The organism is Burkholderia sp. Ac-20345 (genome assembly GCF_017104825.1).
GTDB lineage: Bacteria > Pseudomonadota > Gammaproteobacteria > Burkholderiales > Burkholderiaceae > Burkholderia > Burkholderia lata_B.
Genome location: NZ_JAAGPO010000106.1, coordinates 12,480 through 34,778, shown reverse-complemented (window position 1 = coordinate 34,778; position 22,299 = coordinate 12,480). Strand labels below are relative to the sequence as shown.

At 67.3% G+C, this 22,299-nt stretch carries 22 protein-coding genes and 1 tRNA gene; 13 read left to right on the top strand and 10 right to left on the bottom strand.

The genetic code is table 11. The annotated features are described in order from the left end of the window. The coding region (locus tag G3O06_RS29980; RefSeq protein ID WP_205818383.1) for a CopD family protein at nucleotides 1-342 on the top strand (342 nt) is incomplete at its 5' end. 159 nt (nucleotides 343-501) lie between these two features. On the opposite strand, the gene dgoD is transcribed toward G3O06_RS29980, so the two are convergent. Next, the gene (gene dgoD, locus G3O06_RS29975; protein WP_072443519.1) at nucleotides 502-1,650 is read right to left on the bottom strand and encodes a galactonate dehydratase; all 1,149 of its coding nucleotides are present in this window, start codon (nucleotides 1,648-1,650) and stop codon (nucleotides 502-504) included. 163 nt (nucleotides 1,651-1,813) lie between these two features. On the opposite strand from dgoD, the gene G3O06_RS29970 reads away from it, so the two are divergent. Beyond that, complete coding sequence (locus G3O06_RS29970; RefSeq protein WP_174967768.1) at nucleotides 1,814-2,497, top strand: FCD domain-containing protein; 684 nt, start codon at nucleotides 1,814-1,816, stop codon at nucleotides 2,495-2,497. A 27-nt stretch (nucleotides 2,498-2,524) separates the two neighbouring features. Here G3O06_RS29970 and G3O06_RS29965 read toward each other — a convergent pair whose 3' ends face one another. Continuing rightward, a complete protein-coding gene (locus G3O06_RS29965; protein WP_174967537.1) occupies nucleotides 2,525-2,770 on the bottom strand; it encodes a DUF1272 domain-containing protein in 246 nt (81 codons plus the stop codon). A 154-nt stretch (nucleotides 2,771-2,924) separates the two neighbouring features. On the opposite strand from G3O06_RS29965, the gene G3O06_RS29960 reads away from it, so the two are divergent. Next, nucleotides 2,925-3,272 (top strand): GFA family protein, encoded by a 348-nt coding sequence (locus tag G3O06_RS29960; protein ID WP_205818382.1) that lies wholly within the window; start codon nucleotides 2,925-2,927, stop codon nucleotides 3,270-3,272. A gap of 34 nt (nucleotides 3,273-3,306) precedes the next feature. On the opposite strand, the gene G3O06_RS29955 is transcribed toward G3O06_RS29960, so the two are convergent. Next, on the bottom strand, nucleotides 3,307-6,414 hold the full coding sequence (locus G3O06_RS29955) for a transglycosylase domain-containing protein (RefSeq protein ID WP_205818381.1): 3,108 nt from the start codon (nucleotides 6,412-6,414) through the stop codon (nucleotides 3,307-3,309). Nucleotides 6,415-6,835: 421 nt separating this feature from the next. Between G3O06_RS29955 and G3O06_RS29950 the strand changes: the two genes are divergently transcribed. Further along, nucleotides 6,836-7,228 (top strand): MAPEG family protein, encoded by a 393-nt coding sequence (locus G3O06_RS29950; protein ID WP_174997375.1) that lies wholly within the window; start codon nucleotides 6,836-6,838, stop codon nucleotides 7,226-7,228. Nucleotides 7,229-7,276: 48 nt separating this feature from the next. Here G3O06_RS29950 and G3O06_RS29945 read toward each other — a convergent pair whose 3' ends face one another. After that, a complete protein-coding gene (locus tag G3O06_RS29945) occupies nucleotides 7,277-8,194 on the bottom strand; it encodes a LysR substrate-binding domain-containing protein (protein WP_174967540.1) in 918 nt (305 codons plus the stop codon). A 199-nt stretch (nucleotides 8,195-8,393) separates the two neighbouring features. Here G3O06_RS29945 and G3O06_RS29940 point away from each other — a divergent pair, with 199 nt between their 5' ends. From G3O06_RS29940 to G3O06_RS29925, 4 genes are all read left to right on the top strand, one after another. Next, nucleotides 8,394-9,710: an MFS transporter gene (locus tag G3O06_RS29940; protein ID WP_205818380.1), complete on the top strand. Its 1,317-nt coding sequence runs from the start codon at nucleotides 8,394-8,396 to the stop codon at nucleotides 9,708-9,710. Nucleotides 9,711-9,761: 51 nt separating this feature from the next. Next, the gene (locus tag G3O06_RS29935; RefSeq protein WP_241020309.1) at nucleotides 9,762-11,240 is read left to right on the top strand and encodes an amidase; all 1,479 of its coding nucleotides are present in this window, start codon (nucleotides 9,762-9,764) and stop codon (nucleotides 11,238-11,240) included. Between the two features lie 116 nt (nucleotides 11,241-11,356). Beyond that, entirely contained in the window at nucleotides 11,357-12,559 is a 1,203-nt protein-coding gene (locus G3O06_RS29930; RefSeq protein WP_205818379.1) for a porin, read from the top strand. Between the two features lie 125 nt (nucleotides 12,560-12,684). Further along, nucleotides 12,685-12,969: a PAAR domain-containing protein gene (locus G3O06_RS29925; protein ID WP_205818378.1), complete on the top strand. Its 285-nt coding sequence runs from the start codon at nucleotides 12,685-12,687 to the stop codon at nucleotides 12,967-12,969. Nucleotides 12,970-13,027: 58 nt separating this feature from the next. Here G3O06_RS29925 and G3O06_RS29920 read toward each other — a convergent pair whose 3' ends face one another. Continuing rightward, nucleotides 13,028-13,339, bottom strand: coding sequence for a cupin domain-containing protein (locus G3O06_RS29920; protein ID WP_174915353.1), 312 nt, complete (start codon nucleotides 13,337-13,339; stop codon nucleotides 13,028-13,030). Between the two features lie 67 nt (nucleotides 13,340-13,406). Next, the gene (locus G3O06_RS29915; protein WP_205818377.1) at nucleotides 13,407-14,090 is read right to left on the bottom strand and encodes a DJ-1/PfpI family protein; all 684 of its coding nucleotides are present in this window, start codon (nucleotides 14,088-14,090) and stop codon (nucleotides 13,407-13,409) included. Nucleotides 14,091-14,207: 117 nt separating this feature from the next. On the opposite strand from G3O06_RS29915, the gene G3O06_RS29910 reads away from it, so the two are divergent. From G3O06_RS29910 to G3O06_RS29895, 4 genes are all read left to right on the top strand, one after another. Further along, the gene (locus G3O06_RS29910; RefSeq protein ID WP_174955529.1) at nucleotides 14,208-15,179 is read left to right on the top strand and encodes a GlxA family transcriptional regulator; all 972 of its coding nucleotides are present in this window, start codon (nucleotides 14,208-14,210) and stop codon (nucleotides 15,177-15,179) included. Nucleotides 15,180-15,360: 181 nt separating this feature from the next. Next, nucleotides 15,361-16,335, top strand: coding sequence for a LysR family transcriptional regulator (locus G3O06_RS29905; RefSeq protein ID WP_205818376.1), 975 nt, complete (start codon nucleotides 15,361-15,363; stop codon nucleotides 16,333-16,335). 364 nt (nucleotides 16,336-16,699) lie between these two features. Then, on the top strand, nucleotides 16,700-17,077 hold the full coding sequence (locus G3O06_RS29900; RefSeq protein ID WP_174967546.1) for an Ltp family lipoprotein: 378 nt from the start codon (nucleotides 16,700-16,702) through the stop codon (nucleotides 17,075-17,077). Between the two features lie 306 nt (nucleotides 17,078-17,383). Beyond that, nucleotides 17,384-17,674 carry a hypothetical protein gene (locus G3O06_RS29895; RefSeq protein WP_241020308.1) on the top strand — a complete coding sequence of 97 codons (291 nt, stop codon included), beginning with the start codon at nucleotides 17,384-17,386 and terminating at the stop codon, nucleotides 17,672-17,674. A gap of 86 nt (nucleotides 17,675-17,760) precedes the next feature. Here the strand turns inward: G3O06_RS29895 and G3O06_RS29890 are convergent. The 4 genes from G3O06_RS29890 to G3O06_RS29875 form a co-directional block, all read right to left on the bottom strand. Continuing rightward, nucleotides 17,761-17,837, bottom strand: a tRNA-Met gene (locus tag G3O06_RS29890). A gap of 121 nt (nucleotides 17,838-17,958) precedes the next feature. After that, nucleotides 17,959-19,617, bottom strand: coding sequence for an MFS transporter (locus G3O06_RS29885; protein ID WP_174967560.1), 1,659 nt, complete (start codon nucleotides 19,615-19,617; stop codon nucleotides 17,959-17,961). Nucleotides 19,618-19,853: 236 nt separating this feature from the next. Continuing rightward, nucleotides 19,854-21,410 (bottom strand): sensor histidine kinase, encoded by a 1,557-nt coding sequence (locus G3O06_RS29880; protein ID WP_205818375.1) that lies wholly within the window; start codon nucleotides 21,408-21,410, stop codon nucleotides 19,854-19,856. Between the two features lie 17 nt (nucleotides 21,411-21,427). Then, complete coding sequence (locus G3O06_RS29875; protein ID WP_174967562.1) at nucleotides 21,428-22,156, bottom strand: response regulator transcription factor; 729 nt, start codon at nucleotides 22,154-22,156, stop codon at nucleotides 21,428-21,430. On the opposite strand from G3O06_RS29875, the gene G3O06_RS29870 reads away from it, so the two are divergent. Continuing rightward, nucleotides 22,155-22,295 carry a hypothetical protein gene (locus G3O06_RS29870; RefSeq protein WP_153488778.1) on the top strand — a complete coding sequence of 47 codons (141 nt, stop codon included), beginning with the start codon at nucleotides 22,155-22,157 and terminating at the stop codon, nucleotides 22,293-22,295. The genes G3O06_RS29875 and G3O06_RS29870 overlap by 2 nt on opposite strands. The last annotated feature ends 4 nt before the right edge of the window (nucleotides 22,296-22,299 follow it).

The window sequence follows — 22,299 nt, the reverse complement described above, 5'->3', positions numbered from 1 at the left end:
ATCGGCCAGCACCTGTCGCGTACGTCGATCATCGCGGTCGTCTTCGTGCTCGGCACCGGCGCGCTCAACGCGATCCGCGGGCTCGGCGGTTCGCTCGCGCCGCTCGACGGCAGCACGTGGGGGCGCGTGTTGCTGCTGAAGCTGCTGCTCGTCGCGCTCGCGCTCGTGCTCGGCGGCCTGAACCGCTTCGCGGCGCTGCCGCGCCTGCGCCGCACCGCGTCGACCGAGGATGCGCACACGTTCCGCAACATCCTGCATCTCGAAGCGCTGACGATGATCGGCGTGTTCGTCGCGGCCGCCGTGCTGTCGTTCAGCGTGCCGGGGTTCGCGGCGATCGGCTGACGGCAGGTTGCGCGCGGCGCGGCGCGGCGCAAGGCCGCCGTCGCGCGCCCGGCGCGTGCCGGGCGTCGCACCGCGCATGCAAAAACGGCTGCCTGTGGGGCAGCCGTTCTCGAATCGAGACTTACCGCGCGGGCCGCAGCCGCGCGCGGCGCATCGCGCTCACCACTCGGCGACGCTGCCGTCCGCGTGACGCCACACCGGGTTGCGCCAGCGATGGCCCGTCTTCGCCATCTCGCGCACCTTCTCCTCGTTCACGTCGATGCCGAGCCCCGGGCCCTGCGGGATCGCGACGAAGCCGTCCTCGTAGCGGAACACCTCGGGGTTGCGCAGGTAGTCGAGCAGGTCGTTGCCCTGGTTGTAGTGGATGCCGAGGCTCTGCTCCTGGATGAACGCGTTGTAGCTGACCGCGTCGAGCTGCAGGCACGCGGCGAGCGCGATCGGGCCGAGCGGGCAGTGCAGCGCGAGCGCGACGTCGTAGCTCTCCGCGAGCGTCGCGATCTTGCGGCACTCGGTGATGCCGCCCGCGTGCGACGCGTCGGGCTGGATGATGTCGACGTAGCCGCCCGCGAGGATGTGCTTGAAATCCCAGCGCGAGTAGAGTCGCTCGCCGAGCGCGATCGGCGTGTTGGTCTGGTTGACGATGTCGCGCAGCGCCTCGGCGTTCTCCGACAGCACCGGCTCCTCGATGAACATCAGCTTGTACGGGTCGAGTTCCTTCGCGAGCACCTTCGCCATCGGCTTGTGCACGCGGCCGTGGAAGTCGACGCCGATCCCGACGTGCGGGCCGACCGCGTCGCGCACCGCCGCGACGTTCGCGATTACCTGTTCGACCTTGTCGTAGGTGTCGACGATCTGCAGTTCCTCGGAGCCGTTCATCTTTACGGCCTTGAAGCCGCGCTCGACCACCGCGCGCGCATTGTTCGCGACGTCGCTCGGGCGGTCGCCGCCGATCCACGAATACACCTTGATGCGATCGCGTACCTGGCCGCCGAGCAGCGCGTGCACGGGCACGCCGTGATGCTTGCCCTTGATGTCCCACAGCGCCTGGTCGACGCCCGCGATCGCGCTCATCATGATCGGGCCGCCGCGGTAGAAGCCCGCGCGGTACATCACCTGCCAGTGATCCTCGATCAGTAGCGGATCGCGGCCGACGAGGTAGTCGGCCAGCTCCTGCACGGCGGCCTCGACCGTGTGCGCGCGGCCTTCGACGATCGGCTCGCCCCAGCCGACGATGCCCTCGTCGGTTTCGATCTTGAGGAACAGCCAGCGCGGCGGGACGACGAAGGTTTCGAGGCGGGTGATTTTCACGATGCGAGTCTCCGGGGTAGACCGGCGCGGGCAATCGGGCGCGGCGCACGGTCGCATGATTTCGCGGTTATCCTAGCGTAGACCGATAAAAAATAGTATTAATAGCATTATTGTGCAGATAGTGGGCAGCCGGCACGCCCGGGCACCGGCTTAACGGAGAACGATCATTCGACGCGACCTGCATGGACAGACGGCCTTCCGGCTCGCCACGGCGATCCTGCGCGGTGACTACCCGCCCGAGTCGCTGCTGCCGAGGGAGCCCGACCTGATGGAGATGTACGGCGTGAGCCGTACGGTGATGCGCGAGGCGCTGCGTACGCTCACGTCGAAGGGGCTCGTCGAATCGCGGCCGAAGATCGGCACGCGCGTGCGGCCGCGCGGCGTGTGGAACCTGCTCGATGCCGACCTGCTCGACTGGTACGCGCGTGTCGCGCCGCCGCTCGCGTTCGCGCTGAAGCTGCAGGAGATGCGCGAGATGGTCGAGCCGTTCGCGGCCGCGCTTGCCGCGCGCATGCACACGCCGGACACGTTCGGCGCGATCGACGGCGCGGCGTGCGCAATGGCCGCCGCGCGCAACGTCGACGAATGGGTGCGCGCCGACCTGCGCTTTCACCTGAGCGTGCTCGAGGCCGGCGGCAACGAGCTGCTGGTGCCGCTCGGCACGCTGATCGATCGCACGCTCGAGGCGCAACTGCATCTGAATGCGCGCCGTGCGGACGTGTACAACGCTTCGCTCGCCGAGCACACGGCCGTCAGCGACGCGATCCGCGTGCGTGACGAGGACGGTGCTCGCCGCGCGATGGCGGCGCTGCTCGCGGTGACGCGCGCGCGAATCGAGATGTCGTGACGGGCGCGGGCGGGTGGTGCGGCGCCGTCAGGCGTTCGCGCAGCCGCCCGGCTTGTGGATGCGCTCGGTCGACGCCGGGTACTTCGCGAGCAGGCTCGCCGGCCGCCGCGGACGCACGACCAGGTCGCCGCCGCAGTTCGGGCAGCGGCCCTTCAGCACGTCGTCGGTACAGGTCGCGCAGAACGTGCATTCGAACGTACAGATGCGTGCATCCGCCGAATCGGGCGGCAAGTCCTTGTCGCAGCATTCGCAGCCGGGGCGCAGTTCGAGCATGACGGTTTTCCTTGGTCTTGACGGGGGCGGGACGGGCGCCGCCGGACATTGCGTGCGGCGCATGTGCGCGCTACTGTACCCGCTTGGATCGGCCTGGCCAACGGTGTCCCGCCGGGGCGCCGTCGATGCGCACGGGCCGCACCGGGAGACGACCATGCTTTATCGCGGAAGCTGTCACTGTGGAGACGTGAAGTTCGAGGCGGAAGGCGACCTGCAGGGCGTGATGGCGTGCAACTGCTCGATCTGCCAGCGCAAGGGCGCGCTGATGTGGTTCGTGCCGCGCGATGACATGACACTCCTCACGCCCGACGAACATCTCGCCACCTACATGTTCAACAAGCACGTGATCAAGCACCGCTTCTGCAAGCGCTGCGGGATTCACACGTTCGGCGAGGGCGTCCACCCGAACGGCACCGCGATGGCCGCGATCAACGTGCGCTGTCTCGAGGATGTCGATATCGACGCGCTGCCGGTCACGCACTACGACGGCCGCTCGCACTGAGCGGCGCGCCGGCGCATGAACGGTCGCGCGGCCGTCAGGACGGCTGCGCGGTAGCGGCATCCGGCGCGGGCGTTTCCGCCTGCGGGGCAGGCCCCGCGGTGCGCTTGCCGGTGCCGGCCGGGCGTTCGATCAGCGGCGCGAGCGCCGGCGCCATCGACTTCAGCAACTGCACGGCCATCGCGCTCGTGAAGTCGTAGCGTGCCGCATACGGTTCGTGCGCCGTTGCGGTCAGGACCCCGAAGAACCGGTCGCCGAGCACGAACACGAACGTGCCGCTGCGGTTCACCTTGCGCGACTCGATCAGCCGCGCGCCGCGCGCATAGACGTTGAAGCGCTGGTCGCCCGTCCCCGTCTTGCCGTACACGTCGAGCGTCTTGCCGTCGGGCAGCGTGAAGCCGCCCGCGAGGCGCCGCGCGGTGCCGCTGAGCACGACGTCGCGCAGCAGCGTATGCGCCACGTTGACGATTTCCGGCGACAGCATCTGGTGCGGCTGCGCGGCCGCGCGCACGAAGCGGGTTTCGTATGGCGTGCCCTTCGCGAAGTCGAGCCGCGTGATCGTCTCGGTCGGCGCTTTCTGGCCGCCGTTCGCGATCAGGCCGATCAGTTTCGCGAGTGCGTCGGGCTGGTCGCCCGATGCGCCGATCGCGGCCGCGTACGACGGCGTGACTTCCGCGAACGGGTAGCCGAGCGCACGCCACGACTTCGTGATCTCCGCGTACGCGCGCAATTCGACCATGCGGCGGATGCGGCGGTCCTGGGTCGCGTGGTAGCGCGTCTTGTACAGCCACGAGTACGTGTAGAAACGCGCATCGCGGCTCTCGCGCTGGACGTCGGCCAGCGATGCACTCGGGTGCGCGCGCAGGTAGTTGAGCGTCCACAGCGCGAGCGGGTGCACGCTCGCGATATAGCCGCGATCGTTGAGGTTGAAGCGGTCGATCGCGTACTTCGCGTAGAGCCTGGCGAGGTCGTCGTCGGACAGCGTCGCGGCCGGCGTGCCCTTCAGTTGCACGCGCATCTGCGCGTCGAACCACGCGAGCGATTCGTTCGGCGCGACGCTGCGCAGCACCGTCGCGATCTTCGGCGGCGACTTGCGCACGTCCTTCAGCATCAGCGCGAGCGCATCGTCGGGCGCCTTGCCCGCAAAGCGCGTGTAGTAGCGCTTCACGTAGACCTGGCTTTCGCCGTCGACGAACTGCTGCAGGTAACGCCGGCGCTGCTCCGGGTCGCCGAGCCACGACGACGACGGGCCGGCCGCCTGCAGCGTCTCGTAGTGGACGATGTCGCGCATCAGCCGCACGAACACGAGGTTGACCGAATGCTCGAACGCCGTGTGCAGCGTCAGGATGCGGCCGTTGTCCGACTTCTCGAAGTTCGAGAATACTTGCGCGCCGCCGCCCGTGTAGAACACGTCCGGGCTCGCCGAATACTTGCGTTCGACGGCCGCGTCGAGCATCGCCTGCAGCGAGCGGTCACGCGTATGCGACAGGTAGTCGAGCGCCCAGTGCGACAGCCCGTCGATCGGGTCGGGCTTCACGCGGGCCAGTTCCGCGTTCGACAGGTTCGCGTAGCGCGCATGCAGGTCGGACACGATCTGCAGGTAGGTGATCAGCGTACGCAGCTTCGCGGTCGAGCCGAGGTTGATGCGGCCGCCGCGATTGACGTCGAACGGCTCGTTCACGCTGTCGGTCTGCACGCGCAGCAGGTTCGCGCCGTTGCGGCGTTCGTACAGCGTGAAGCTGTACGTGAGGTGCGACGGGTCGTCCTTCGGCGCGAGCATCTCGAAACCGTACAGGCCGGCGGCCTGCGCGCCGTCCCGCGTCGACGCCTTCGCGAGTCGCTCGGCGACCGCCTGCTGCACGCCGTTGTCGAGCGTGCTGGTTGCCTCCAGGTCGAACTGATCGAGCTGGTACACGTCGCTGATGCCGAGCGCCGACAGCAGCGACGCGCGCGCGGACGTCACGGCCTTGCGCGACACGAACGACTGCACGCGTGCGGCGGCCGGCGGCGCGCTGCGATCGATCTGCGCGGCAAGCGCGGCGTCGCGCAGCGCGGGCGAGATCACGCCGCCGTTCGACAGCAGCCGCAGGTAGCTGTCGGTCAGCTTCTGCAGCGCCGGATAGCCGCGGTTGAGGAAGTACGACGGCGCGCGCTGCGCGATGATCAGCGACAGCACCTCGCGGAACGTCCTGCCCTGTTCGTCGACGTTGTCGCCGGTCGTCGGTGCGGACAGGATGCGGTTCACGTCGTTGAAGTCGCGGCCGTACCACGCGGCGAGACCGTCGCCGATGCCGGTGATCTCGCCGATATGCGGCCGCGCAGCGAGCGGCACCGAGTTCAGGTAGCGCACGACGATGGTGCGGCGCGCGGGCATCGTCTGCGGGCCGTTCATGTACGCGCGCACCGACGCGGACCCGATCTGCCGCAGCTTCTCGGGCGGCGTCGCGGTGCGGCCCTCGGGCGAATGGCGGAACTTCTCGATTTGCGTCGCGAGCGTGCTGCCGCCCGGGCGCGCCTGATGGCGGTTGACGACATGCAGCGCCTGGTCGGCGACCGCGCGGCCGAAGCGCCCCCAGTCGATCGCCGGGTTGCGGTTCGGCTCGTTCGCGTCGAGCAGGTAGCGATCCTCGATGAACAGCAGCGAATCGACGACCACGCGCGGCACCATGTCGAAGTCGGCATAGACGCGCTGCGGGAACACGGTTGTGAACAGCGGCGCGCCGGTCGAGTCGAACAGCATCAGGCCCGCCTGGTCCTTCTCTTCGAACGGGAGGAACAGGCCGTGATCGCCGAGCGACAGCATCCGCTGCGAATCGCGCGCCTGCTTGCTGACGACGAAGCCGCGCGCGAGCAGCCGCTCCTGGAACGCCGGAATCATCGAGTAGCCGAGGCGCTGGTCGTACGGGCCGTTGGCGGGGAAACGGATGTGATCGCTCGGGCCCGTCTCGACCGTGTAGCCGACGTCACGGGTGAGCTCGGACAGGTAGCGCGCCTGCAGCCGGGACGTCTCGATCTCGCTCTGCACGAGTCGCGCAACGATCGCCACGGCGATCAGCAGCGCGGCCAGCAAAGACCACTTGACCCACGTCCAGACCGATGCGGGACCGGTCACGCGCGGCAGGATACGATTCAGCGGCCGATTCATGGCGGCGTCTCCCTGAAGGCGCGGGCTCCGGCCGCACCCCATTAAGGATTAGTGTAGTCCTCCGCAGCGGGCTGCCAAGGGCGTTCACTACCGAGATGCGTCGACGCAACGCGCGTGCCTGTGACGCGCTGTAACCCGCGTTGCGTTGCGGTGGTGCATGCCGTCGTATGCGTAACGTTTGCGCGTTTCGTGCCGGGGCATCCGTTTGGCGGGCGGGTCGGCGGGTAGGCCCGGACGGCCGGGCAGGCGGGCAATGCACCGGTTTCGTGCGGTGCGGCAGGGCGACAATTCGGGCCGGAACCCGACCGTAAAATTGTGTCCGGCGCACGGCGATGCTGCGGGTTTCCGCGATAGCCGAGGGTATCGGCCGCGGGTACGATCATCGGATGTGCGGCGCATTTCCGCTTTCGCCGGGAGTCCCATGCCGATCCATCCCGTCGCGCTCGTTTGCACGGCCATCCTCGGGCTGCTGCTGTTCGGGCTCGGGCTCGTCGTGTCCGTCACGCGCTTTCGCTGCACCACCGGTTCCGGGTGTGCGGACGATCCGGCGAACGGGTTGCACAAGATCGTGCGTGCGCACGGCAACACGGCCGAATACGCGCCGTTTCTCGCGGTGCTGTTTCTCTATTTCGGCGCACACGATCCGTCGCGCGCGATCCTGGCGCTGATCGTCGCGGCAACTGCGTGCCGCTGCCTGCTCGTCGTTGGACTGCTCGCGTGGCCGACGATGGCCAACCCGAATCCGGTGCGTTTCGCCGGCGCGCTCGGCACGTATCTGTGCGGCGCCGCGCTGTGTATCGCGCTGTTCGTCTGAGCTGCGCCGCCACGCGGCTTGTGGCGCCGCGTCACGCGTGCCGCGCCGCTATCGCCACAGCAGCGTCGCGCGATCGTGCCGGCGCACGGCCTCGACGAAGCAGTGGATCAGGTAGTCGCATGCGATCGTGTTCAGTGCATCGCGGCGCGTGAGCACGCCGACCGACACGGCCGGAATCGTCTCCTCGATGTCGATTGCAACCATCCGCTCGCGAATCCAGTCGACCTCCATGAAGCTCTGCGGCACGCAGGACACGGTATCGGTATGCACCGACAGCGAAAACGCCGCGCTGAACGACGTGCATTCGACGATCGGCTGCGGCGCCGGATAGCCGTGCGCGACGAACACGTCCTGCAGCAGCCGGCCGATGCTTTCCGGCGACGTGTTGAGGATCCATTGCGCGTCCTGCAGCTGCGCGAGCGATGTGCAGTGACGCAGCGGATTGCTCGCGCGCGTCATCAGGATCAACTCCGACTCGAGCAGCGGCCGGAACGTGAATTCGGGCGATAGCCGCGTCGAGTCGACGATTGCGATCACGAAGTCGAGCGAGCCGTCGCGCAGGCGCGGCAGCGCGGTGTCGAGAAAGCCTTCGCGCACGTCGAGGCGGATCGTCGGCATCCGCTGCCGGAACGCGTCGAGTGCGGCCGGCAGGAAGCCGAGCGACATCAGCGGCGTCAGCGCGCAGGCGAGCGCGCCTTCCTTGCCCCCCGCCAACTGGATCACGTCGTCGCGCGCGTGCTGCATCTCCGCGAGGATCAGCCGCGCGCGCGCATAGACGGCCTGCCCGAAACGCGTGAGCTGCGCGCCGCGCGCATTGCGCGTGACGAGCGGCACGCCGAGATCGAGTTCGAGTTCGCGGATCGCCTTCGTCAGTGCGGGCTGCGACAGGTGGATCGCGCGTGCGGCCGCGCGCAGGCTGCCGTGTTCGGCGATGGCGGCGAGCGCCCGGAGCTGGTGGTGTTTCACGGCGTGGCGGGGCGCGGCGGCAGTGGCGACGCTCCCATCCTACACCGCGGCACCGCATTCAAAGCACGCGATAACCATGCGTTATCACGATCGAAAAATGTCGCTCCGGGCTGCGGTTTTTGAATGCCTAGACTGCATGCGCAGGCGGTCGAACGGGCCGCGCACACGACACGCACAACCAGTACGGAGACACACCCTCATGAAGGCGCCCCGAGCGGACAGCATGTTCGGCGGGCATGTCGGCAACGTTGCCGCATCCCCGTCCAATCGTCAGTTGATTGTCGCGATCACGATCGGAAACGGTCTCGAATTCTTCGATCTCACCGTGTTCAGTTTCTTCGCGGTGCTGCTCGGCAAGCTGTTCTTTCCGGCGGTATCCGCGCAGCAGCAATTGCTGATGTCGGTCGCGACCTTCGGTGTCGGGTTCATCGCGCGGCCGGTCGGCGGCGTCGTGATCGGGCTCGTTGCCGACCGCTTCGGTCGCGTGCCCGCGATGAACCTCACGCTCGTCACGATGGCGGTCGGCACCGGCATGATCGGCGTGATGCCGACCTATGCGCAGATCGGCATGTTGGCACCCGTGCTGGTGATCGCCGCGCGGCTGCTGCAGGGCTTTTCGGCCGGCGGCGAGGTGGGCGTATCGACGTCGCTGCTCGCCGAGCGCGCGCCGGCCGGCGAGCGCGGCTACTACACGAGCTGGCAGTTCGCGAGCCAGGGCGCCGCGGCGCTCGCCGGTTCGTTCGTGGGCTTCCTGCTGTCGCATTTTCTCGACGCGGCCTCGCTCGAATCGTGGGGCTGGCGCGTGCCGTTCCTGCTCGGCGTGCTGATCGCGCCGGTCGGCCTCTACCTGCGCGCGCGCTTCAACGGGATCGAACAGCACGCGCCGGCCGCGGCCGCGCGGCGTTCATCGGCCGTACTCGGCACCGTGCTGCGGCGCGACGGCGCCGCCGTGCTGACCGCGCTCGGCCTCGTGATCGGCGGCACGGCCGCGCACTTCATCGTGCTGTATTACATGTCGACGTATGCGATCAAGGTGCTGCACCTGCCGATGGATACCGCGCTGTGGTGCGGGATCCTGTCCGGTGCCGTGATGTTCGTCGCCGCGCCGGTCGGCGGGCGGCTGTCGGACCGCACCGGCAGCAAGCGTGTCGCGCTGTGGTCACGTATCGCGCTGACCGTGCTGATCCTGCCGGGCTTCTGGCTGATGCGCGCGGTGCCGTCGATCGCGACGATGTACGCGGTCGTGATGCTGCTCGCCGCGCTGCACTCGATCAACGCCGGCGCGAACGGCGTGATCCTCGCCGAGCTGTTTCCGAAGAGCACGCGTGCGACCGCGCTGTCGATCGCGTATGCGGGCGGCGTGTCGATCTTCGGCGGCTTCGCGCAGTTCATCGTCACGTGGATGATCGGCGCGACCGGCAATCCGGCCGCGCCTGCGTGGTACGTGATCGTCTGCGGCGTGCTGTCGCTCGTCGCGCTCGCGTTCGCGTCGGATCGCAGCGATCGCGATGCGTGACCGGCTGCGCCCGATACCGCGTCCTTCCTTTCTGCTTTCGTCCGGAACCGTATGACCGCTACCACTTCGCCTTCGTTTTCGTCCCAGTCCGTCGGCGTCATGGCCGGCGACCTGTGCGACTTGTCCGCCTGCGCGATGCTCGACCTGCTGAAGAAGCGGGAGATAGGCGCATGCGACCTGCTCGACGCGCATCTCGCGCGGATCGCGACGGTCAACCCGCGCGTGAACGCGCTCGTGACCGTCGTCGATCCCGACCTGCTGCGTGCCCGTGCGCGCGACATCGATGCGCGCTGGATGCGCGGTGAGTGGCAGGGGCCGCTGCACGGGCTGCCGGTGTCGCAGAAGGATCTCACCGCGACGCGCGGTGTGCGCACCACGTACGGCTCGCGTTTGTTCGCCGATCACGTGCCGCAGCACGACGCGCTCGTCGTGCGCCGTTGCGCGAGCGCCGGCGCGCTGATGATCGGCAAGTCGAACACGCCCGAATTCGGCGCCGGGTCGCATACGTTCAACGACGTGTTCGGCGCGACGCGCAACCCGTGGGACCTGACGCGCTCCGCCGGCGGCAGCAGCGGCGGTGCGGCCGCCGCGCTTGCGTGCGGGATGAACCCGCTTGCGTGCGGCAGCGACATGGGCGGCTCGCTGCGCAATCCGGCCGCATGGAACAACGTCGTCGGTTTGCGGCCGTCGCCGGGCCGCGTGCCGCGCGCGCCGGACCTGAACGGCTGGACGACGCTCGGTGTCGACGGGCCGATGGCGCGCGACGTGGCCGACACCGCGCTGCTGCTGTCCGCGATCGCCGGGCCGAGCGGCGAGACCGCGACCGAACTCTCGGAACCTGGGGCACGCTTCGCGCAGCCGCTCGAACGCGACTTCCGCGGCACGTGCATCGCGATGTCGCGCGGCCTGCCCGGCGTGCCGATCGATCCGGAGATCGAGCGTGCGGTCGATGCGCAGGCGCGCGTGTTCGCGGCGCTGGGCTGCGAAGTCGAATTCGACGATCCCGATCTGTCGGAAGCCGAGGACGTGTTCCGCATCGAGCGCGCATGGATGATCGGCACGCTGGTCGACGGGCTGGACGATGCGCAGCGCGCGGTGCTGAAGCCCGAGATTCACGACGAATACCGGCTGCATCGCTCGCTGACGGCCGCCGATCTCGGCCGCATGTTCGTGCGCAAGACGCGCCTGTTCGAGCGGATGCGCGCGTTCATGCAGCGCTACGCGTTTTACGTGCTGCCGACCACGCAGGTGATGCCGTTCGATGTCGGCCTGCGCTCGCCCGCGCATGTGCCGGGTGCCGCCAGCACGTCGTACATCGACTGGATGCGCGTGTGCTGGTACCTGTCGTCGACCGAGGCGCCGATCCTGTCGGTGCCGTGCGGCTTTGGTGCCACCGGCCTGCCGATCGGCATGCAGATCGTCGGCCGCTACCGCGACGACTGGGGCGTGCTGCAGTTCGGCCGTGCCTACGAAGTCGCGGCCGGCCGCCGCTGGACGCCGCCGGCCGTCGTCGCCGACGCGATGCGCTGACCGCCTTTTCCGACTCACATCCAACCGTTCCGGTTCGCACCGGAGCAGGCCGCGCGCCTGCGGGGGACGCGCACGCCTGCGTTTTGCCATTCGACCCGCGCAATGGAGACCTTCCGATGAAACAACGGCTGTTGGCAGGCGCGGGTGTCGCGCTGATCGCGGGTGCGGCGCACGCACAGAGCAGCGTGACGCTGTACGGCATTATCGACGAGGGGCTCACCTACACGAGCAACCTCGCGGTGGCCGGCCCGAACGGCACGGTGAGCGGCAAGCCCGCGTGGCGGATGCTGGGCGGCGTGCAGCAGGCGAGCCGCTGGGGGCTGCGCGGCGTCGAGGATCTCGGCGGCGGGCTGGCGGCGATCTTCACGCTGGAGAACGGCTTCGACCCGAGCACGGGCAAGCTCGGGCAGGGCGGGCTGATCTTCGGCAAGAAGGCATTCGTCGGGCTGTCGGGGCCGTTCGGCACCGTCACGCTCGGGCGGCAGTACGACACCAACGTCGACTTCCTCGGGCCGCTCGAGGCCGCCGCGCTGTTCGGCGGCTACATGGTTGCGCACCCCGGCGACCTCGACAACGTGAACAACGCGAACTCGACCAACAACGCGATCAAGTTCACGAGCAACGACTACGGCGGGTTCCGCTTCGCGGCGATGGTTGGCGTGGGCGGCATCGCGGGCGCGGCGACGCGCAACCAGGTGTGGTCGATGACGGCCGGCTACACGCGCGGGCCGCTCGTGGTTGCGGCCGGCTACCTGAATGCGCGCAACCCGAACGTGTCGTTCTTCGGCACGACCGGCAGCCCGGCGCCGGTCACGGGCGGCGTGCCGGGCAACAACATGCTGTCGCCCGTGTATTCAGGCTATGCATCGGCGCGCACGCTGCAGGTCGCGGCGGCGGGCGGCACCTATGCGATCGGCGCGGTCACGCTCGGCGCGATGTACACGAACACGTCGTTCCGCCAGCTCGGCGACCTGTCGTCCGGGCCGAATCCCGGCGGCGTGTCCGGCAATGCGGTGTTCAACAACGTCGAGGCCAGCGTGCGCTACCAGTTCACGCCCTACCTGTTCGGCGGCGTCGCGTACGACTACACGCGCGGTGGCGGCGTGAACGGGCGCGACGGCGCGACGTACCACCAGGTCGCGGCGGGGCTCGACTACTTCCTGTCGAAGCGCACCGACGTGTACCTGACCGCCGTCTACCAGCGCGCGTCGGGTACCGACTCGACCGGACGCCCGGCGGTCGCCGCGATCAACGGGCCCGGCGCATCGGCGAACGACCGGCAGTTCCAGGCGCGCGTCGGCCTGCGGCACAAGTTCTGACGGAGGTGGCCGCGGCGAGCGGTGACATGCCTGCGGAACGCCCGCGACCGACGGGCGGATTCCGATTGCCCGCGCGCGGCCAAGCTGCCGCGTTGCGCGGCCTCTCCGACGGAAGAACCGACATCATGAGCCGCACATTCATGCTGAAGGGCGACACGACCGACCACGGCGGCGTCGTGCTCGACGGTCTTGTCAATTCGTCGTTCGACGGACGCGAACTCGCCTGTCCCGGCGCGCCGGTGTTCTGCGCCGCCTGCAAGTCGCCGGGCGTGATCTTGTCCGACGGCGGCGAGCGGACGATGACCATGATGGGCAAGGTCGTCGCACTCGAGCACGACCTCGGCCAGTGCTGGTGTACGCCGCGACCGAAGCTGATCGCGCCGCAGGCCACCGGGACGATCACCGGATGAAGCCCGCCGCGCGGATGCGGCTGCGATCCGCGCGGCATCGACGCACGGCCGCCGGCCGTCAGACGCTGCCTGCGGTTTCGATCACGAGGATGCGTGCTTCGCCGAGCGGATGCGCGACGTGCTCGGTGCCGGCCGCCGCATGGAATACGTCACCCGTTTCGAGCACCGTCGCGTGCTCGACGCCTGCTTCGCGATAACGCATCTCGACGCGACCGTCGAGCACTGCGAACACTTCCTCGTCGTCGTTCACGTGCCACCGATACGGCTGGTCGGTCCAGTGCAGGCGGACCGTGATGCCGTTCAGGTTCGCGATGTCGAGCGCGCCCCACGCGCGGTCCGCGGTGAATGCAGTGCTGCGGATGATGTTCATCGATGTGTTCTCCGGCGCGGATGCGCGTCGTCTTCCAGTCTTCGAGTTGATTTCCCGGCGCCCATATTCAGCGCGACATCGCACGCAGCGCCTGTTCGATCGTCTCCTTGCGCTTCGCGAAGCCGGCCGCCGACCGTTCGGTGACGCGCTTCACGACCGCTGCCGGCGCGGTGTCGGGCGAACCCGCGTCGAACGGCGGCGCGGGTGCGTATTCGAGCTGCAGCTGGATCGCCTGCGCTTCTTCTTCGCCGGCCAGCTCCGCGGCGATCGTCAATGCGAAGTCGATGCCGGCCGTGACGCCGCCGCCCGTGATCAGGTTGCCGTCGCGTACCACGCGCTCGCGCACCGGCACCGCGCCGAGCGGTTCGAGCAGCGAGTGGAATGCCCAGTGCGTCGTCGCGCGCCGCCCGCGAAGCAGGCCGGCGACGCCCAGCAGCAGCGCACCCGTGCAGACCGACGTCACGTAGCGCGCGGCCGCCGCGCGCTGCTGCACGAACGCGATCGCTTCGGCATCGAGCAGCAGCGCGTTGATCCCGATCCCGCCCGGAACGCAGATCACGTCGAGCGGCGGGCAATCGTCGAACGTGCAGGTCGGCGCGAGCGCGAGCCCGCTGCTCGACGCGACGGTGTCGCGCGACTTCCAGACCAGATGGACGGTTGCGTCGGGCAGCGACGCGAGCACGTCGTGCGGGCCGGTGAGATCGAGTTGCTGGACGCCCGGAAACACGAGAAAGCCGATATGCAGGGACATGCGAAGACTCCGGTTGGAAGGGGAGCGCGCCGTTGCCGGCACGAGATGGACAGATCGATTCTAGGCGCGTAGTGTTTGGCGAAATTGCCATATCACCCACGTTTTCAGCCAATCGCCATGCCAGCCGCCCCGCGTTCGATCCTGGTCCTCGCGTTCCCTCGTGCCCAGCTGCTCGACGTGTCGGGGCCGCTGCAGGTGTTTGCGTCCGTCAACGAGCTGGCGCTGGAGCGCGGCCAGCCGGCGCCGTATGCGCCGCGCGTCATCGCGGCCGAGGCGGGGCCGGTCGAGACGTCGTCGGGCCTGGTCGTGATGGCGGAATCGCTACGCTCGGCTGCGCGCCATCCCGATACGTTGATCGTCGCCGGCGGCAAGGGCGTGCATGCGGCATCGAAGGATGCACGGCTGGTGCGGTGGGTGCAGCAGCAGGCGGCGCGCACACGGCGCGTGGCATCGGTCTGCACCGGCGCATTCCTGCTCGCCGAGGCCGGCCTGCTCGACGGGCGGCGTGCGGTCACGCACTGGGCGCGCTGCGATGAATTCGCGGCGCGCTATCCGAACGTGCGCGTCGAATCCGATCCGATCTTCATCCGCGAAGGCGCGTTGTGGACCTCGGCCGGCGTGACGGCCGGCATCGATCTCGCGCTCGCGCTGGTCGAGGAGGATCTCGGGCGCGCGACAGCCCTCGACGTCGCGCGCGAACTCGTCGTGTTCCTGAAGCGCCCGGGCGGGCAGGCGCAGTTCAGCACGATGCTGTCGATGCAGCGCACCGACGACCGGTTCGGCGAACTGCACGCGTGGATGGCCGAGCACCTGGCGGACGACCTGTCGGTGCCCGCGCTGGCCGAGCGCGTGCGCATGAGCGAGCGCAGCTTCGTGCGCCACTACCGCGCGGGAACCGGCCGCACGCCCGCGCGCGCGGTCGAGCAGATTCGCGTCGAGGCCGCGCAGCGCCTGCTCGGCGAAACGGCATGGCCCGTCAAGCGGATCGCCGCGCGTTGCGGCTTCGGCTCGGAGGAGACGCTGCGACGCTGTTTCGTGCGCGTGCTGGGTGTGTCGCCGCAGGGATATCGCGACCGATTCGTGCGGTAACGCACGGCGGGCGGCTGCGATCGGGGCCGGAACGATTGCCGGGTGAGACTGAACGGAAATCGATCGTTTTCCAGTCCGAAACGCCAAAACTATTCAGGATCGGAGAACAATGGGTGGGGGCTTGTGCCGCGCCCGTCGCGCGCTCTATTCTGTTTCGTTGGCGATTCGAAGGGGGAGCAGCATGGACCGAATCCAGGCAATGGAAGTTTTTACCCGCGTGGTCGACGCGAACAGCTTCACGCGCGCGGCCGACACGCTCGCGATGCCGCGCGCATCGGTGACGACCATCATCCAGAACCTCGAGGCGCTGCTCGGCGTGCGCCTGATGCACCGCACGACGCGCAGGCTGTCGCTGACGCCGGAAGGTGCGGCGTACTACGAGCATTGCATGAAGATCATCTCGGAGATCGCGGAGGCCGACGCGAGTTTCCAGACCGGCAACCGCAAGCCGAGCGGCGTGTTGCGCGTCCATATGCCGAGTTCGCTCGGGCGGCGCATCGTGCTGCCGTCGCTGTCGATTTTCCGGCAGCGCTACCCGGACATCACGCTTGAACTGGGCCTCTCCGACCGCTACGTGGACCCGGTCGAGGAGGGCATCGACTGCATGATCAGGGTGGGCCCGCTCGAGGATTCGTCGATGGTCGCGCGGCGGATCGGGATGTTGAAGCGCGTGACCTGCGCGTCGCCCGATTACCTCGCACGTCACGGCGAGCCGCACGAGATTGCCGATCTCGCCGAACACCACGCGGTGAATTTCCGTTCGAGCCACGGCGCGCGGGCGATTCCTTGGGTGTTCATGATCGACGGCAAACCGTTCGAGGTGCGGATGAACGGGAACGTCACGGTCAACGATTCGGATGCCTATGTGACGTGCGGGCTCGAAGGGTTCGGAATGATCCAGCCGACGCTGTTCATGGTGCTGCCGAACCTGCTCGACGGCTCGCTGGTCGAGGTGCTGCCGGACTGCAATCCGAAGCCGAAGCCGATCTCGATCGTCTATCCGCACAACCGGCATCTGTCGCAGAAGGTGCGCGTGTTCGCCGACTGGGTCGCGGAGGTGTTCGAGTCGACGCCGTCGCTGGAAGGTGGGGAGAACTGGCGCGGGCGGGTGGGGGCGCAGGCGGCGCGGGAGCAGCGTAGTTCGGTGGCGGCGTAGCCAGGTGTACGAGGTGCATGTGCGATCGGCTGCGTGGACGGTGGTGGCCCATTGTCGATGTTGATCGAGGTGACAAGCGGATGACCAGATGATCGGCACGTGAAAGCAAGGTCGGTGTATCGCAACAGGCAATGAAAAAAGCCGCTGCTCTGAAACGAGTAGCGGCTTTTTTCGTTTGGCGGCGAATCGGCGCGATTTGCCGATATCGAAAGATATTAACAGTAAACATATTTGTAATTATATGAAGGCTGATGGTAATATTTGTTTCGCCCGAATATCTATATTTTGCCTAATTTGTGGGGGCATTACTGGGGCCTCGGGGTAAGGGCGCCAGTGGCACCGCGTAAGTTCTGGAGATATTTCAATGAAATTTTTGAAGATGACAATGGCTGCCGCTTTGTTTGCTGCCGCGCCCACGTGGGCTGGGGATCTGACCGGGCCTCAGAATAACGCCGTTAGATCAGCGAAGCAGTATCTCAGTATCCAGGGTTTCTCGCGGAAAGGGCTTATTCAGCAACTGTCTTCGGATGCCGGGGATGGTTACAAGGTTGCCGACGCCACGGCCGCAGTGGACAGCCTGAACGTCGATTGGAACCGGGAGGCGGTTCGGTCTGCGAAGCAGTATCTCAGTATCCAGGGCTTCTCGTGCAAGGGTCTCATCAATCAACTTTCCTCAAGTGCGGGAGACGGGTACACCGCGAGCCAGGCAACCTACGGCGCAAAACAAGCGGGTGCTTGCTGAGAGCCGCTTACGCTGTCAGAGCTTTTTTCTCGCTCATATGAAAAGGCCACCTATTCAGGTGGCTTTTTATTTTTCTCCCGACAGTCAGGGAAATTATCTCGGGCAATTGTACTTGCTGGCGGTCGACAAATTCGACATGATGTTTTCGAGGATTTTGGCGATACTGAATCTGAATTGAGTTGTCCTGTTGAAATAAGGAAAGGCTGGCCTCTCTCTTTGGAAGCATCATGCTGTAAAGGAAAGGGTGAGCAATGTCGGATGACGGCTTGTGTCGACGATGTGACCATTTCGGGGCCGGCCGCTACGATGAAGCTGCTGGGCGAGGTTCGGAAGATGGTGAGCAAGTGGGCTTATAAGACCCAGCAGGAGAAATCGAAGATCTATGCCGCAACCTCCGTCAGGGTTGTCTCGGGCGCCGTTGTGGTCGATCGCGAGCTGCGCCTTCCAAACGAACGGCATCGCAAGATGAGGCAAACGAAGCAGGAGCCGTTGCATTGCGGGCGTGAAGAACAGGCGCCGCTGATGCGAGCCTTAAGACGCAGGCTGCAGGAGGCGAGTCAGATTCCGGACAGCCGTCACGGGGAGCCGCGTAGTTAGGATGGTGATGCTGGAGTTGTGGCGCGTGTTGTTTGCGAAGCAAATGAAAAAGCCGCTGTTCCTTTCGAAACAGCGGCTTTCGCATTTGGTGGCGAATCAGGGATTCGAACCCCGGACCTGCGGATTATGATTCCGTCGCTCTAACCGACTGAGCTAATTCGCCGAAGAAATGAATTATGGAGAATACCGGCCTGGCTGTCAACACCTTTTTTCATCATCCGTGAAAAAGGGTGCCGGCCTCGTCGCGGGGCGGGTTGCCGTTCACTGGAACCCGCCCGTCGACCTCAATCCTGCGCGTAGATGTTCGAGTCCTTCGTCTCCTTGACGAACAGCAGGCCGATCACGAACGTGGCCAGCGCGATCACGATCGGATACCAGAGGCCCGAGTAGATGTTGCCCTTTGCCGCGACGATCGCGAACGCGGTTGCCGGCAGGAAGCCGCCGAACCAGCCGTTACCGATGTGATAGGGCAGCGACATCGACGTGTAGCGGATCCGCGTCGGGAACATCTCGACCAGCATCGCGGCGATCGGGCCGTAGACCATCGTCACGTAGATCACGAGGATCGTCAGGATCACGATCGTCATCGGCCAGTTGAGTTGCGCCGGGTCGGCCTTCGCCGGGTAGCCGGCCGCCTTCAGCGTCGACCCGAGCGTCTTGTCGAACGCCGCGCCCTGCGCCTTCGCGTCGGCCGCCTTGCCTTCATAGGCCGGGATCACCGTGTCGCCCACCTTGATCTGGGCTATCGCGCCGGCCGGCGCCGCGACGTTCTCGTAGTTCAGGCCGGCCTTCGCGAGCGCGCTCTTTGCGACGTCGCACGAGTTAGTGAACTTCGACGTACCCACCGGGTTGAACTGGAACGAGCAGGCGGCCGGATCGGCGATGACCGTGATCGGCGCCTTCTGCGTCGCGATCTCGAGCTGCGGGTTCGCGTAGTGCGTGAGCGCCTTGAACAGCGGGAAGTAGGTCAGTGCCGCGATCAGGCAGCCCGCGAGGATGATCGGCTTGCGGCCGATCTTGTCCGACAGCGAACCGAAGAACAGGAAGAAAGGCGTGCCGATCAGGAGCGCGATCGCGATCAGGATGTTCGCGCTGGCACCGTCCACCTTCAGCGTCTGCGTGAGGAAGAACAGCGCGTAGAACTGGCCCGTGTACCACACGACGGCCTGGCCGGCGGTCAGGCCGACGAGCGCGATGATCACGACCTTCAGGTTCTTCCACTGGCCGAACGCTTCGGTCAGCGGCGCCTTCGACGTCTTGCCTTCCGCCTTGATGCGCAGGAACACCGGCGATTCGTTCAGTTGCATCCGGATCCATACCGACACGGCGAGCAGCAGGATCGACGCGACGAACGGCACGCGCCAGCCCCAGCTGCCGAACGCTTCTTCGCCGATGAACGTGCGCACGCCGAGGATCACGAGCAGCGACAGGAACAGGCCGAGCGTGGCGGTCGTCTGGATCCACGCGGTGTAGAAGCCGCGACGGTTGGCCGGCGCATGCTCGGCGACGTAGGTCGCCGCGCCGCCGTACTCGCCGCCGAGCGCGAGACCCTGCAGCAGCCGCATCGCGATGAAGATCACCGGCGCGGCGATGCCGATCGACGCGTAGCCGGGCAGGAAGCCGACCACGAACGTCGAGACGCCCATGATCACGATCGTCACGAGGAACGTGTGCTTGCGGCCGACGAGGTCGCCGAGGCGGCCGAACACGATCGCGCCGAACGGCCGCACCGCGAAGCCGGCGGCGAAGCCGAGCAGCGTGAAGATGAAAGCGGCGGTCGGGTTGACGCCGGAGAAGAAACTCTTGCTGATGTAGGCCGCGAGCGAGCCGGCCAGGTAAAAGTCGTACCACTCGAACACGGTGCCGAGCGACGACGCGAAGATCACCTTCTTCTCTTCGCCCGTCATCGGCGCGTGCGAAATTTGCCCGCCTAACGTTGCCATGAGTCGTCTCCAAGTCCCTTGATATAGATATGCGGCCGCCTTGGGTGGACGGGCCTGTCGAGGATTATTGGTACGGAAACTTACGGCCGACTGACTCGCGCGTGCAAAAAGTCTGCACGTTAACCCGCGCCGAATTGGTTGTCTTTTGCATCTATCGTGCAGCCAAATGCCTATAACGTCAGGTAAATTGGCGGTTTCGATGCGATCTCGGCGTGCCGCGGCGGCGCGCGTCAGGGTTAATCCGGGGCCGTTTCGGTCAGCGGCAGGCTGACGCGCACGAGCGTGCCGACGAGGCGTGGTGCGCGCTGGTAGACGTGATCGTCGAGCGTCAGCGTGCCGCCGTGCTGCGTGGCGATCTCGCGCACGATCGCGAGCCCGAGGCCGCTGCCGTCGCCTTCGCGGCCGAGGATCCGGTAGAAGCGCTCGACGACGCGCTCGCGTTCGGCGGCCGGGATGCCGGGCCCCGTGTCCTCGACTTCGAGATGCACGAGCCGCGCCGCGGGCTCGGTGCGCACGCGCACCGTGATGCGGCCGCCGTCCGGCGTGTAGCGGATCGCGTTGTCGATCAGGTTGCCGAGCATCTCGCGCAGCATCACCGGATTGCCGTCGACGTCGAGCGGCCTGTCGTCCGGCGGGTCCGGCGGGCCTTCGTAGCCGAGATCCATCCGTTTCGCGAGCGCGGCCTGCACCCAGTCGCGCACCGCGCGCCGCGCGAGCGTGGCGATCTCGACCGGCTCGAACGTCAGCCCGCTCGCGCGGTTCTCGGCGCGCGCCAGCGCGAGCAGTTGCGTGACGAGCCGCGCGGCCTGCTCGGAGCTCGTCGCGATCTGCTCGAGCGAGCGCTGCACGTCGGGCGGGACGGGGTGGCGCAGTGCGAACTCGGCCTGCGTGCGCAGGCCCGCGAGCGGGGTCTTCATCTGGTGCGCGGCGTCGGCGATGAAGCGTTTTTGCAGCGCCATGTTCTGTTCGAGGCGCGCGAGCAGGTCGTTGAACGACGTGACGAGCGGCTCGATCTCGGGCGGCGCGCGCTGCGCCTCGACGGGCGACAGGTCGTCGGGCCGCCGCGCGCGGATGTGCGCCTGCAGCGCGTTGAGCGGCGCGAGCCCGCGCGACAGCCCGAACCAGACCAGCAGGATCGCGAGCGGCAGGATCACGAACTGCGGCAGGATCACGCCCTTGATGATGTCGTTCGCGAGCGCGTTGCGCTTGTCCAGCGTTTCGCCGACCTGCACGAGCACGGGCTGCGGGCTGCCCGATTGCGGCAGCGCGACCGTCGTATACGCGACCCGCACGTCGTTGCCGCGCAGCAGGTCGTCGCGAAACATGACGACGCCCGGCGGCGGGCGGTCCTCGTCGCGCGGCAGCGGCATGTCGGCTTCGCCCGCGACCAGCTCGCCGCGTGTGCCGAGCACCTGGAAGTAAACGCTGTCGACGTTGTCCGCGCGCAGGAAGTCACGCGTCTGCTCCGGCAGCGTCAGTTCGGCCACGCCGTTCACCGGATGGATCTGCCGCGCGAGCACGTATGCGTTGGTCTCGAGCGCGCGATCGAACGGGCCGTTCGCGATCGTCTTCGCAACCAGATAGGTGACGGCGATGCTCATCGGCCACAGCAGCAGCAGCGGCGCGAGCATCCAGTCGAGGATCTCGCCGAACAGCGAGCGCGGGCGTGGTGCCTCGGGCGCATCGGTTTCGTCGGGCGGCGCGAACGGGTTCTCGTAGCGCGCATCGCGCGCCTCGTCGGCGGCCGATGACGGCGCGCCGGTCGGGTGGCGGGTGTGGGCCGGCGTGGCCATCGCGGCGACGCGCGGGTTCAGCGCAGCGGCGTGCCGGCCACCGCGGGCTGGGGCGCGGCCGTGTCGGCCGGCGCGGCGGGCGCGACCTTCTCGAGGCAATAGCCGAGGCCGCGCACGGTCGAGATCCGTACGCCGCTGGGTTCGATCTTCTTGCGCAGCCGGTGCACGTAGACTTCGATCGCGTTGTTGCTGACTTCCTCGCCCCATTCGCACAGATGGTCGACGAGCTGCTCCTTCGACACGAGCCGGCCGATCCGCTGCAGCAGCACTTCGAGCAGGCCGAGCTCGCGCGCGGAAAGGTCGAGCACCTGGTCGTTCGCATACGCGATGCGGCCGACCTGGTCGAACGCGAGCGAGCCGTGGCGCACGACGGTCGGGCCGCCGCCCGCACCGCGCCGGGTCAGCGCGCGCACGCGCGCCTCGAGTTCGTTGAGCGCGAACGGCTTGGCCATGTAGTCGTCGGCGCCGAGGTCGAGCCCCTTCACGCGCTCGTCGACGCTGTCGGCGGCCGTCAGGATCAGCACGGGGAGGTTGGAATTGCGGGCGCGCAGGCGTTTGAGCACGTCGAGCCCGGGCATTTTCGGCAGCCCGAGATCGAGGATCAGCAGGTCGAATGTCTGCATCGACAGCGCCGTATCGGCGTCGACGCCAGTCTTCACGTGGTCGACCGCATAGCCCGATTGGCGGAGTGACCGGGTGAGGCCGTCCGCGAGTATGCTGTCGTCTTCCGCGATGAGAATTCGCATGGTGCTGACCGATGGCCGGCAGGGCGTTCGCGCCGGCCGGCTGTCTCCGAAGTTATTCGTGTACAACGCAGCCTGCATTGCGGGCTTGCACAAAACACTGTTTTTTTATACAGTGTCTGCATTCGTGGGCGGCGCTTGAAAGT